Origin of the sequence: Micromonospora sp. KLBMP9576, assembly GCF_050941805.1 — a bacterium.
Lineage (GTDB): Bacteria > Actinomycetota > Actinomycetes > Mycobacteriales > Micromonosporaceae > Micromonospora.
In genome coordinates this window covers 4,488,534-4,500,883 of record NZ_CP194567.1, presented here as the reverse complement: position 1 = coordinate 4,500,883, position 12,350 = coordinate 4,488,534, and the positions used below count along the sequence as shown (strand labels likewise).

The following is a 12,350-nucleotide window of genomic DNA, read 5'->3' as shown; positions in this document are numbered from 1 at the left end:
CGACCTCGCCCCCCACCCGGCCCCACCCGGGCACAACCCGGGTCGGGTGGTCCGAGGGATCGGGGCCGGGTGGTCCGAGGCTGGGTCGGGTCGGTTTAGGACGCGGCGCGGCGTCAGGCGGCCTTGGCCAGGGCCTCGTACTCGTCGTCGGTGAGCCGCACCTCGGCGGCGGCCACGTTCTCCTCCAGGTGCGCCACCGACGACGTGCCGGGAATCGGCAGCATCACCGGCGAGCGGCGCAGCAGCCAGGCGAGGGCGAGTTGGGCGGGCGTCGCGCCGTGGTCGGTGCTGATCGCGTCCAGCGGGCCGCCCGGCCGGGCCAGGTCGCCGGTGGCCATCGGGAACCAGGGGATGAAGGCGAGGTCGTTGCGTTCGCAGTGTTCCAGGACGGCCTCCGCGCTGCGGTTCGCCACGTTGTAGAGGTTCTGCACCGAGACGATCGGGGTGATGGCGCGGGCCGCCTCGATCTCCTCGACGGTCACCTCGGACAGGCCGATGTGCCGGATCTTGCCCTCCTGCCTGAGCAGCGCCAGCTCGCCGAGCTGGTCGGCGAGCGGCACCTGCGGATCGATGCGGTGCAGTTGGTAGAGCGCGATGGCGTCCACCCCGAGGTGGCGCAGGCTCAGCTCGCACTGCTGGCGCAGGTATTCCGGGCGCCCGACCGGCCGCCAGTCGTCCGGGCCGGAGCGGGTCAGGCCGGCCTTGGTCGCGATGACCAGGTCGTCGGCGTACGGGTGCAGGGCCTCCCGGATGAGCTGCTCGCTGACGAAGGGCCCGTACGAGTCGGCCGTGTCGATGAACGTGACGCCCAGCTCGTACGCCCGGCGCAGCACCCGTACGGCCTCGGCCGGATCCCTCGGGTCGCCCCACACGCCGGGACCGGTGAGCTGCATCGCCCCGTAGCCGAGCCGGTCGACCTGGAGGTCGCCGCCGATCCGGTACGTCCCGGAGGACTTGGCGGGCTGCTTGCCTGCGTCGTTCGCCATGCGTGGATTCCCCATCCTGTTCGTCTCGGTGTGCCCGGTCGCCATCGTCCAACCCTAGGACGGGTGGCGGGTCGGCGCAGCTCATGGCGGTTGGTGCCAGCGGTCGGGCCGCGGGTGGGCGACAGGGCCGGTGCCGCCGCGATGTCCCGGCGCGCACGGCGGCCGACTGGTCCCGGCGCGGCATTGCGGTCGAGTGGTCCCAGCGCGGCATTGCGGTCGAGTGGTCCCAGCGCGGCATTGCGGTCGAGTGGTCCCAGCGCGGCACGGCGGTCGACGCCGTAGCGGGTCAGCTCCAGGTCACCGAGCTGGAACAGTCGTCAGCGGCGACCGGCTTCGGGGCGGATCTGGACCGAGCACGGGTCCGGTCCGGACAGGTGGCGCGAGCGGGCCGGGAGTCAGCCGGCCTCGGGCCGGACGTGCAGCGCAGCCGGCAGGTGGTCGAGGTGGGCGTGCCGGAAGGGCCGGGTCAGCGGGCACGGGTCCAGCCGCAGCGCGTCGAGGATCGCCCGGTGCTGGCACTCGGCGAACAACCGGGGAGCGTCGTCGGGCGGGACCTGCCCGCGCAGGGCGGCGCCGAGCGCGACCAGGTCGACCGCGCCGACTCCCAACGGCGCGAACACGGCAGGGTCGTCCCCGCTCGGGCCGGGCGGCGGCGGGGCGTCCACCGGATAGATCGTGCCGTCGAAGCCGGCGAGGACCTCGTTGTCGTCGTCGTCCCAGTATTCGGTCACCCAGCCCCGGTCGGAGAGGAAGCGGTGCGCTTCGTGGCCGTCGACGTGCAGGGTGGCCGTCATGACGCTGGAGTCGAAGACGTCGAAGGTGACCGCCGGCTCGCCCGTGCGCAGCGTGATCAACTGTGCCAGGTCGTCGACCTCGGCGTAGCCGCTCTCCTCGGCCTCCCGGGGGACGACCGCCCAGCGGCGCTCGCCGACCGCCGTCACGTAGGCCTCCGTGTCGACGTCGGTCAGCACCGTCTGGATCTGCGCCAGCTCGCCCGAAGCCAGAATCGTCTGGTAACTCGTTCCCACGCCGGCAGGATAGGGCGGGGGCCGGACATCCTCGGCCGTCGCGACACCGACGCCCGGCCGCCGACGACGCCCCGCCCGGGCCTGACCGGCGGCCCCTGGTCCGATCGGCGGCCCCTGGCCTGATCGCCAGCCTCCGGGCCTGATCGGGGTGTACCGGGGGAGCGGCGCGGACCAAGTTGACCGGAGCGGCCGTGCCGGCCGGCGACCCGTGCGACGCTGGGCCGTGCCGGCTCGGCGTCGGCCACGGGTCGCCGCGCGCGGCGCGACGCGGGAGGGAACACCATGACGGGAGCGCCGCAGGTCGACTTCGCGCTCGACACGTACGAGTGCATCGTGCTGTATCCCGGCGCGGCCGGGCGGGCGCTGCCGGCGGAGACCGTGCAGCGGCTACAGGCCGAGCACCTGGCGCACATGCAGGCCCTGCAACGGCGGGGGATCATCCTGGTGGCCGGCTCGGTGGACGGCCCGGCCCGCGAACCCGACCCGCCGATCGGCTTCGGCCTGGCCCGCACCGGCTCGGTGGACGACGTGCGCAGCGTGCTGGAGGCCGACCCGGCCGTCCAGGCCGGGCTCTACCGGGTGGACGTGCTGACCTTCCTCTGCCCGGCGGGTTCGCTGGAGTTTCCACTGGTGAAGACCCAGAGCTGAGCCCGCGGGTGGGCGTGGGCCGGCGGGGGCTTCCCCGGCGGGGCGGACCGGCCGGCGCCGCCGCCCCCGCTCGGCAAGGGGCGCAGGCCGACCGGGGGCCGCTGCGGGCGGCGGGAGCGCCCGGCTGTCCGGTGGCGGCGGGGGCGTACGATTCCGGCGCGCGGTCGCCGATGCCCGCTGCCTCGACGTTTCCGGTGTGGGGTCCGCCCGCCGGCTGCGCGCCCGACGTGCACGTCGATTGGCCAATGTTCCGCAGTCCGTAAGGGGTCGGCCCACAGCCCGACCCGGAGGAGAGACTAGCCTGATGGGCGTGACACGCCGCGCGAAGATCGTCTGCACTCTTGGTCCCGCCACCTCGTCACCGGAGCGCATCCGTGGGCTCGTCGAGGCCGGCATGAACGTGGCCAGGCTCAACTTCAGCCACGGCAGCCACGCCGACCACGAGGCGGTGTACCGGCTGGTGCGCGAGGCCGCGGAGGCCGCCGGGCGGCCGGTGGCCGTGCTCGCCGACCTGCAGGGCCCGAAGATCCGGCTCGGCCGCTTCGCCGACGGCCCGCACGAGTGGCGCACCGGCGACTCCGTCGTGATCACCGGTGACGACGTCGTCGGCACCAAGGAGCGGGTCTCCTGCACCTACCGCAAGCTTCCGCAGGAGGTCAAGCCCGGCGACCGGCTGCTCATCGACGACGGTCGGGTCGCCGTCGAGGTCACCGACATCACCGGCAACGACATCCGCTGCCTGGTCACCGAGGGCGGCCCGGTCTCCAACAACAAGGGCGTCTCGCTGCCGAACGTGGCGGTCAGCGTGCCCGCCATGTCCGACAAGGACGCCGAGGACCTGCGTTTCGCGCTCGGCCTGGGCGTGGACATGATCGCGCTCTCCTTCGTCCGCGCGGCCGACGACATCAAGCTGGTGCACAGCATCATGGCCGAGGAGGGCGTGCACCGCCCGGTGCTGGCCAAGGTGGAGAAGCCCGAGGCGGTCGACTGCCTGGAGCAGATCGTGCTGGCCTTCGACGGCGTCATGGTCGCCCGGGGCGACCTCGGCGTCGAGCTGCCGCTGGACCAGGTCCCGCTGGTGCAGAAGCGCGCCGTGCAGCTCTGCCGGGAGAACGCCAAGCCGGTGATCGTGGCCACCCAGATGCTCGACTCCATGATCGAGAATTCCCGGCCGACCCGCGCGGAGGCCTCCGACGTGGCCAACGCCGTGCTCGACGGCGCGGACGCGGTGATGCTCTCCGGCGAGACCAGCGTCGGCAAGTACCCGGTGCTCACCGTCAGCACCATGGCGAAGATCATCACCACCACCGAGTCCGGCTCGATCGGGGTGCCGCGCCTGCAGCACGACCCCCGTACGCACGGCGGCGCGCTGACCGTCGCCGCCTCCTCGATCGCCCGGGCCATCGGCGCGAAGGCCCTGGTGGCCTTCTCGCAGACCGGCGACACCGTGCGGCGGCTCTCGCGGCTGCACTGCGATCTGCCGCTGCTGGCCTTCACGCCGGTGCCCGAGGTGCGCCACCAGCTCGCCCTCTGCTGGGGCGTGGAGACGTTCCTGATGCCGTTCGTCGAGCACACCGACGACATGTTCCGCCAGGTCGACCAGGCGCTGCTCGGGCTCAACCGGGCCAACCCCGGCGACTACGTGGTGATCGTCGCCGGCAGCCCGCCCGGCACCCCCGGCTCGACCAACACGCTGCGCGTACACCAGCTCGGGTCGCTTGTCGATGCGGCGTCGGCGCGGGCCTTGCAGTGAGCGACGCGGCCATCGCGGTCGGGCAGGCCGCGGTCGACCAGCTCCTGGAGGTGCTCGACCTGGAGCACACCGGCGGGATGAGCTTCCGGGGGATGAGCCCCCCGGTCGGCCCCCAGCGGGTATACGGCGGTCAGGTCGCCGGCCAGGCGCTGGTGGCCGCCGGGCGCACCGTCGACCCGGCCCGCTTCGTGCACTCCCTGCACGGCTACTTCGTGCGTCCCGGCGACCCCACCGAGCCGATCGTGTACGACGTGGAGAACGTCCGCGACGGCCGCTCGTTCTCGGTGCGCCGCTCGGTGGCGCTGCAGCACGACAAGCCGATCTTCTTCATGTCGGCGTCGTTCCAGCGCACGGAGGAGGGCCTGGAGCACCAGGCCCCCACCCCGCCGGACGTGCCGGGGCCGGACGAGGTCCCGACGATGACCGACCGGCTCTCCCGCTATCCGGAGCGGCTGGGCATCTGGGCGCAGATCCCCCGCCCGATCGACGTGCGCTACGTCGGCGAGCCGGGCTGGGTGCGCCCCGGTGACCGCCCCGCCGACCCGCACCAGCGGGTCTGGATGCGGTTCGACGGCAAGCTGCCCGACGACCCGCTGCTGCACGCCTGCGCGCTGACCTACGCCTCCGACCTGACGCTGCTGGATTCCGTGCTCTCGGTGCACGGCGAGGTCTGGGGTCCGGGCGGCGTCGTCGGGGCCAGCCTCGACCACGCGCTCTGGTTCCACCGGCCGTTCCGCGCCGACGACTGGTTCCTCTACGACTGCTGGAGCCCGTCGGCCTCCGGGGCGCGAGGGCTCGCCACCGGCCGCATGTTCACCACCGACGGCCAGCACATCGCCAGCGCCGTGCAGGAGGGGCTGCTGCGCCGCGTCGGCGACTGACCGTCCCCGGCACCGTCGGGTCGGCGTGGGCTGGCCGCCCGCTGTCGGGGCGCCGGTCGTGCGGGTCGTCGTCCCGTCGTCGGCCGATCGGCTGAGGGGTGATCGTCCGGGCGGGGCGGGCCGGCGACTAGCCTTGCCGGCATGCGCCTCTCCGCCCGGGTCGACTACGCCCTCCGCGCCGTCGCCGAGCTCGCCTCGGTGACCGCCGCCGCCGGGCCCGGGCGCGGCCGGCCCGTGACCGCCGACCAGATCGCCCGGGCGCAGGTGATCCCGCCGAAGTTCCTGGAGAGCATCCTGCTGCAACTTCGCCGGGGCGGCATCGTGCAGGCGCAGCGCGGCCCGGAGGGCGGCTACTGGCTGGCCCGCCCGGCCGCGGAGATCTCGCTGGCCGAGGTGATCCGGGTGATCGACGGCCCGCTCGCGCACGTGCGCGGGCAGCGGCCCGAGGACCTCGGCTACCACGGGGCGGCCCGGGCCCTCCAGGAGGTCTGGATCGCGCTTCGGGCCAGCGAACGCGAGATCCTCGAGCTCGTCACCGTCGCCGACGTGGCCGGCGGCACCCTGCCCGACCGGGTCGTCGAGCTGGTGGCCGACCCCCGCGCCTGGACCTGAGCCACACCCGGCCCCGGTCGCCCCGCCGCGCGACGTCGTCCCCGCCGCCGGTCCGCCCGAGGGGCTTTCGCGCCCGCCGGCGCCGGTTTCGTCCCGGTGCCGGGGGATGCCGGCGCGACATCTGTCGTCTCACCGACCGGTCGGCGGCTTGACCGGCGCCCGCCCCGTGCCGCATTGTCGACCAAGTCGATAGGAGATGCCGAAAAGACAGGGGGCGCTCGTGCGCAAGCTGCTGGTCCTCGCGCTGGTCGGGCTCGCCGCGCAACTCGTCGACGGCGCGCTCGGCATGGCGTACGGGCTGACCTCCTCCACGTTGCTGCTGCTCGTCGGGGTCACCCCGGCCGCCGCGTCGGCCTCCGTGCACCTGGCCGAGATCGGTACGACGCTCGCCTCCGGGGTGGCGCACTGGCGGTTCGGCAACGTCGACTGGCGGGTCGTCGGCCGCATCGCGCTGCCCGGCGCCGTGGGCGCGTTCGTGGGCGCGACCCTGCTCAGCTCGATCTCCACCGAGTCGGCCGCGCCCTGGATGGCCGGCATCCTGTTCACCCTCGGCGCGTACCTGCTGGTGCGGTTCTCCCGTCCACTGCGTACGCAGCGGCGCGGCGGCCGGCTGCGGGGCCGCTTCCTCGGCCCCCTCGGGCTGGTCGCCGGTTTCGTCGACGCCACCGGCGGCGGCGGATGGGGCCCGGTCGCCACGCCCGCGCTGCTGGTCAGCGGGCGGCTGGAGCCGCGAAAGGTGATCGGCTCGGTGGACACGTCCGAGTTCGTGGTCGCCGGCGCGGCCAGCCTCGGCTTCCTGATCGGCCTCGGCTCGGAGGGCTTCCTGCTGCCCATCGTGGGCGCGCTGCTCGTCGGCGGCCTGATCGCCGCGCCCCTCGCGGCCTGGCTGGTCCGGGTCGTCCCCGCCCAGCTGCTCGGCGCGACGATCGGCGGCGTGATCGTGCTGACCAACGCCCGCACGCTGATGCGCGCGGCCGACCTCGGCGGCCCGACCCCGCCGACCGTCTACGTGCTGCTGGCCGTCGCCTGGGCGGTCGCCTTCGCCCTGGCCGTCCGGGCGCTGCTGCGCACCCGACGCGAGCAGGGCGTCGCCCCGACCCCGAACCCGGCCGCTGCCGAGCCGGCCGTCGCCGGCCGCCGCTGACCGGCCCGCCGGGCAGATCGGCGAACGGACGCGCCCCGGCGGGGCCACCTCCCACCGCAACCCACGGACCGGACGCGGGACGCGGCGGCGGGGTCAGCGGGGCAGGAGGGCGGTCGCCGTGTCGGCGAGGAGGGTCCACGCCTCGTCGATGTCGACCTCGGCGGTCTGCGGTGAGCCGACGGCCAGCCGCAGCGTGTAGCGACCGTCGACCCGGGTGTGCGTCAGGTGCACCTGGCCCGTGGCGTTGACCCGGGCCAGCAGCTCCTCGTTGACCTCGTCGCCCGCCGCCAGTCGGAAACACACCAGCGAGTACGGGTGCGCCCCGACCACCGTGAACCGGTCGTCGGCGCGGACCCGGTCGGCGAACCGGGCGGCGAGCGTCACCCCGGAGCGGATGTGTGCCCGCAGCCCCTCTACGCCGTACCAGCGCAGCACGAACCAGAGTTTCAGCGCGCGGAACCGGCGGCCCAGCGGCACCTGCCAGTCCCGGTAGTCGATCACCGCGCCGGACTCCGTGGCGGCGTTACGCAGGTATTCGGGCAGTACGCTCAGCGCCTCGATCAGCTCGGCCGGGTCGGCCACCCAGAACGCGTCGCAGTCGAAGCCGGTGAGCAGCCACTTGTGCGGGTCGAAGCAGTACGAGTCGGCGTACTCGAGGCCGGCGTGACCGAAGCGCAGTTCCGGGCAGACCGCCGCCGCCCCCGCGTACGCGGCGTCGACGTGCAGGAAGATTCCGTACTCGGCGCAGATCGCCCCGATCTCGGGCAGCGGGTCGATCGCGGTCGTGGAGGTGGTGCCGACGGTGGCCACCACGATCGCCGGTACGACGCCGGCGGCCACGTCCGCCTCGATCGCCGCGCGCAGCGCCGCCGGGGACATCGCCAGCGTCCGCGGGTCGACCTCGACCGGGCGTACCCCGTCGGCACCCAGCCCGGCGATGCGGGCGGCCTTCTCGATGGACGAGTGGCCCTGGGTGGAGGCGTAGGCGCGGTAACGGCGGTCGACGCCGACCTCGCGCCACCGGCCGCCGCCCGCGCGGTGCAGCGCGACCAGGGTCGCCACCAGCGTGGCGGAGGACGCCGAGTCCTGGATCACCCCACCGCCGCCGGAGCCGGAGTGGAACCGTGGCGGCAGGCCCAGCAGGTCGGCGAGCCAGTCGAGCATCACCGTCTCCAGCTCGGTGCACGCCGGTGCGGTCGCCCAGAGCATCCCCTGTACGCCCAGCCCGGCGCTGACGAGGTCGCCCAGCACGCTGGGGCCCGACGTGTTGGCCGGGAAATAGCCGTAGAAGCGCGGATGCTGCCAGTGGGTCAGCCCCGGCATGATCAGGGTGTCGAGGTCGGCCAGGACCGCCTCGACGGGTTCGCCGTGCTCGGTCGGGCCGGCCGGCAGCCGGGCGGCCACCGCCCCGGGCGGGTCCTGCGCGGTCACCGGTCGCCGCCCCACCGTCGCCCAGTAGTCGGCGACCCAGTCCACCACGGCGTGCCCGGCGCGGCGGAACTCGTCCGGGGTCATGTGCTCAGCCACGGGCTGAGTCGATCAAGAATCGGGCCCGGAGGCAAGGTCGCGACGGATTGTGCCGAGAAAGCGCTTGCCCTAGCATCGCAGGTGCGCGGAGCCACCCCCCCCCGACGCCGCCGCGCCGCAGCACGGTGCCGCACCAGCGGTGCCGGGGCCGCAATCGGCGACGTCGGACACACCGCCGCCAGCGCGGCGTGCCTCCCGCCGGCAAGGGCAGGCCGGCGGCGACGGTCGCCGCGCGCCCGACCTCCCCGGAGGCACCCCCATGCCCGTCACCCCCCGCCGGGTCGCGCTGCTCACCGCCGCCGCACTCGTCGCCGCTCCGCTGCCCACCCTCGCCGCCGCCGCGTCCGCCGCCGGCTGCCGCGTCGACCACCGGGTCACCAACGAGTGGCCCGGCGGCTTCGGCGCCGACGTCACCGTCACCAACCTGGGTGACCCGGTGAACGGCTGGACCCTCACCTGGTCGTACGCCGCCGGCCAGCAGGTCACCCAGGCGTGGAACGCCGTCGTCAGCCAGTCCGGCGCCCAGGTCAGCGCCGGCAACGTCGACTACAACGCGGTGATCGCCACGGGCGGCAGCGTGGGGTTCGGCCTCACCGGCTCCTGGGCCGGGAGCAACCCGCCCCCGACCGGCTTCGCCCTCAACGGCACCACCTGCGCCGGCGCCGGTCCCACCGTCGGCCCGACCACCCCGCCGCCGAGCAGTCCACCGCCCACGACCCCGCCGCCGCCCACGACCCCGCCGCCCACCACTCCGCCCCCGGCCGGGGCGGTGCAGATGGAGGACCTCGACCGGGGGCTGGTGAGCGTCCGCTCCGGCACCGGCAACCTGGTCTCCTGGCGGCTGCTCGGCACCGAGACCGCCGGGGTGGCCTTCAACCTCTACCGTGGCGCGACCAGGGTCAACGGCAGCCCGATCACCGGGGCCACCAACCACCTCGACAGCGGCGCGGCGGCCGACGCGACCTACACCGTGCGCGCCGTGGTCGGCGGCGTCGAGCAGGCCGCCTCCGCGGCCGCGCTCCAGTTCCCCGCCGGTCACCTCGACGTGCCGTTGCAGGTGCCGCCGGGCGCGAGCACGCCGAGCGGCGAGAACTACACGTACACCGCCAACGACGCCTCCGTCGGCGACCTCGACGGCGACGGCGACTACGAGTTCGTGGTCAAGTGGGAGCCCTCCAACGCCAGGGACAACTCCCAGTCCGGCCACACCGGCAACGTGTACGTCGACGCGTACACCCTCACCGGCACCCGGCTGTGGCGCGTCGACCTGGGCCGCAACATCCGCGCCGGGGCCCACTACACCCAGTTCCAGGTGTACGACTACGACGGCGACGGCCGCGCCGAGGTGGCCATGAAGACCGCCGACGGCACCCGCTCCGGCACCGGGCAGGTGATCGGTTCCGCCACCGCCGACCACCGCAACTCCAGCGGCTACGTCCTCGCCGGCCCCGAGTACCTGACCATGTTCGACGGCCGCACCGGCGCGGTCCTCTCCACCGTCGCCTACGACCCACCGCGCGGCACGGTCTCCTCCTGGGGCGACAGCTACGGCAACCGCGTCGACCGGTTCCTCGCCGCCACCGCCTACCTCGACGGGCGGCGTCCCTCACTGGTGATGGCGCGCGGCTACTACACCCGGGCGGTCGTGGCGGCCTGGGACTTCCGCGACGGCACCCTGCGCAAGCGCTGGACCTTCGACTCGAACGCCTCGGGCAACGGCGCCGCCTTCGGCCAGGGCAACCACAACCTCTCCGTCGCCGACGTCGACGCCGACGGCCGGCAGGAGATCGTGTACGGCTCCGCCACCGTCGACGACGACGGCCGCCTCAGGTACGCCACCGGCTTCGGTCACGGCGACGCCCTGCACGTCGGCGACCTCGTCCCCGGCCGCGCCGGGCTGGAGGTCTTCACGATCCACGAGTCCGGCAACCAGCCGGCGGCCGACCTGCACGACGCCCGCACCGGCCAGGTCGTCTGGCAGCGGCCGAACAACGGGGGAGCCGAGGGCCCCGGCCGGGGCGTCGCCGCCGACGTGTACGCCGGCAGCCCCGGCGCCGAGTTCTGGGGCGCCGGCACCCACATGGGCGACCTCTACAACGCCGGCGGAGCCGCGGTCGGGCGCCGGCCGTCCTCGGCGAACTTCCTCGCCTGGTGGGACGGCGACCCCGTCCGGGAACTGCTCGACGGCACCCGCATCGACAAGTACGGCACCGGCGGCGACACCCGCCTGCTGACCGGCAGTGGCGTGGCGGCCAGCAACGGCACCAAGTCCACCCCGGCGCTCTCCGCCGACCTGTTCGGCGACTGGCGGGAGGAGGTCGTCTGGCGCACCAGCGACAGCCGCGCCCTGCGGATCTACAGCACGCCCACGCCCACCGGCACCCGGATCCACACGCTCATGCACGACCCGCAGTACCGGGTCGCGGTCGCCTGGCAGAACACCGCCTACAACCAGCCCCCGCACCCGGGCTTCTTCCTCGGCGACGGCATGGCCGCCCCGCCCACGCCCGACATCCACCTGCGCTGAGCGGGTGTTCGGCCGGCGACGGCGCCTCGTGGCGCTCCGCCGACCGGTCACGGGGTGAAACAGGCACCGGGCCGCAGCCGCGGAATCCGCACAGCTCCGGCCCGGTGCCCCACACCGCGGCATCCCCGACCCGTCCCGACCGGAGCTGCCGTACCACCACCGAGTAAGAGACTAGGCAGGGCGCGCGTCGCCCCGGTGACGGCGACGTGAAGATCGTGTTTCAGCCCTCGCGGCGCAGGCCACCGGCCACCTGCTCGGCGATCAGCTCGTACGAGCGCACCCGGTCGGCCACGTCGTACACGAGGGTGGTCAGCATCAGCTCGTCCGCGCCGGTGCGCGCCAGCAGCTCGCCGAGCTGACGGCGGACCGTCTCCGGCGAGCCGGTGGCCTGCCCGTCGCGGCGCTGCCGCACGAACTCCCGCTCCGCCTCCGTGTACGGGTACGCCGCCGCCTCGTCCGGCGTGGCCAGGGGCTCCGGCCGGCCCGAGCGCAGCCGCAGGAACGACAGCGCCGCCGGCCCCGCCAGCCACAGCGCCCGCTCGTCGGTGTCCGCGCAGACGGCGTTGACGGCCACCATCGCGTACGGCTCGTCCAGCCACTTCGACGGCCGGAAGTGCTGCCGGTAGAGCGCCAGCGCGGGCACCGTGTTCTGCGCGCTGAAGTGGTGCGCGAAGGAGAACGGCAGGCCCAGCAGGCCGGCCAGTTGGGCGCTGAACCCGCTGGAGCCGAGCAGCCAGACCGCCGGCTGCTCGCCGAGGCCCGGGGTCGCGGTGATCTGCCCCGGCCGCTCGCCGCTGAAGTAGTTCATCAGGTCCGCCAGCTCCCGGGGGAAGCCCTCCGCCGACAGCCCGTCCATGGTCCGGCGCAGCGCCAGCGCGGTCACCTGGTCGGTGCCGGGGGCGCGGCCGATGCCGAGGTCGATGCGGCCCGGGTGCAGGGCCTCCAGCGTGCCGAACTGCTCGGCGACCACCAGCGGCGCGTGGTTGGGCAGCATCACCCCGCCCGAGCCCAGCCGGATCGTCGACGTGTTCGCCGCCAGGTGCGCGAGCAGCACCGCCGGGGCGGAACTCGCGATCGCCGGCATGTTGTGGTGCTCGGCGACCCAGAACCGGCGGTACCCGAGTTCCTCGGTGCGCCGGGCCAGCTCGGTGGTGTGCCGCAGCGCCTCGCCGGCGGTGGCGCCGGCCGCGACGGGGGCGAGGTCGAGGACAGAGAGCGGTACGTTGATCACACGGTTGGTCAAC

At 74.4% G+C, this 12,350-nt stretch carries 10 protein-coding genes; 6 read left to right on the top strand and 4 right to left on the bottom strand.

Annotated features, from left to right (window positions below):
- Positions 1-113: 113 nt before the first annotated feature.
- The gene (locus ACQ452_RS19625; protein ID WP_433386581.1) at positions 114-986 is read right to left on the bottom strand and encodes an aldo/keto reductase; all 873 of its coding nucleotides are present in this window, start codon (positions 984-986) and stop codon (positions 114-116) included.
- A 395-nt stretch (positions 987-1,381) separates the two neighbouring features.
- Positions 1,382-2,014 carry a hypothetical protein gene (locus ACQ452_RS19620; RefSeq protein ID WP_433386580.1) on the bottom strand — a complete coding sequence of 211 codons (633 nt, stop codon included), beginning with the start codon at positions 2,012-2,014 and terminating at the stop codon, positions 1,382-1,384.
- A 282-nt stretch (positions 2,015-2,296) separates the two neighbouring features.
- Here ACQ452_RS19620 and ACQ452_RS19615 point away from each other — a divergent pair, with 282 nt between their 5' ends.
- The 5 genes from ACQ452_RS19615 (at position 2,297) to ACQ452_RS19595 (ending at position 7,052) form a co-directional block, all read left to right on the top strand.
- Positions 2,297-2,662, top strand: coding sequence for a YciI family protein (locus ACQ452_RS19615; RefSeq protein WP_433386579.1), 366 nt, complete (start codon positions 2,297-2,299; stop codon positions 2,660-2,662).
- Positions 2,663-2,966: 304 nt separating this feature from the next.
- Positions 2,967-4,415, top strand: coding sequence for a pyruvate kinase (gene pyk / locus ACQ452_RS19610; protein WP_433386578.1), 1,449 nt, complete (start codon positions 2,967-2,969; stop codon positions 4,413-4,415).
- Positions 4,416-4,426: 11 nt separating this feature from the next.
- Positions 4,427-5,296 carry an acyl-CoA thioesterase gene (locus ACQ452_RS19605; RefSeq protein ID WP_433394254.1) on the top strand — a complete coding sequence of 290 codons (870 nt, stop codon included), beginning with the start codon at positions 4,427-4,429 and terminating at the stop codon, positions 5,294-5,296.
- Between the two features lie 141 nt (positions 5,297-5,437).
- Entirely contained in the window at positions 5,438-5,908 is a 471-nt protein-coding gene (locus ACQ452_RS19600) for an RrF2 family transcriptional regulator (protein WP_433386577.1), read from the top strand.
- Between the two features lie 220 nt (positions 5,909-6,128).
- Positions 6,129-7,052 carry a sulfite exporter TauE/SafE family protein gene (locus ACQ452_RS19595; RefSeq protein WP_433394252.1) on the top strand — a complete coding sequence of 308 codons (924 nt, stop codon included), beginning with the start codon at positions 6,129-6,131 and terminating at the stop codon, positions 7,050-7,052.
- A gap of 93 nt (positions 7,053-7,145) precedes the next feature.
- Here the strand turns inward: ACQ452_RS19595 and ACQ452_RS19590 are convergent, their stop codons facing one another.
- The gene (locus ACQ452_RS19590; RefSeq protein ID WP_433386576.1) at positions 7,146-8,579 is read right to left on the bottom strand and encodes a pyridoxal-dependent decarboxylase; all 1,434 of its coding nucleotides are present in this window, start codon (positions 8,577-8,579) and stop codon (positions 7,146-7,148) included.
- Positions 8,580-8,838: 259 nt separating this feature from the next.
- Here ACQ452_RS19590 and ACQ452_RS19585 point away from each other — a divergent pair, with 259 nt between their 5' ends.
- Positions 8,839-11,106: a cellulose binding domain-containing protein gene (locus tag ACQ452_RS19585; RefSeq protein WP_433386575.1), complete on the top strand. Its 2,268-nt coding sequence runs from the start codon at positions 8,839-8,841 to the stop codon at positions 11,104-11,106.
- Positions 11,107-11,326: 220 nt separating this feature from the next.
- Here the strand turns inward: ACQ452_RS19585 and ACQ452_RS19580 are convergent, their stop codons facing one another.
- The gene (locus ACQ452_RS19580; protein ID WP_433394250.1) at positions 11,327-12,337 is read right to left on the bottom strand and encodes an LLM class flavin-dependent oxidoreductase; all 1,011 of its coding nucleotides are present in this window, start codon (positions 12,335-12,337) and stop codon (positions 11,327-11,329) included.
- Positions 12,338-12,350: the final 13 nt, after the last annotated feature.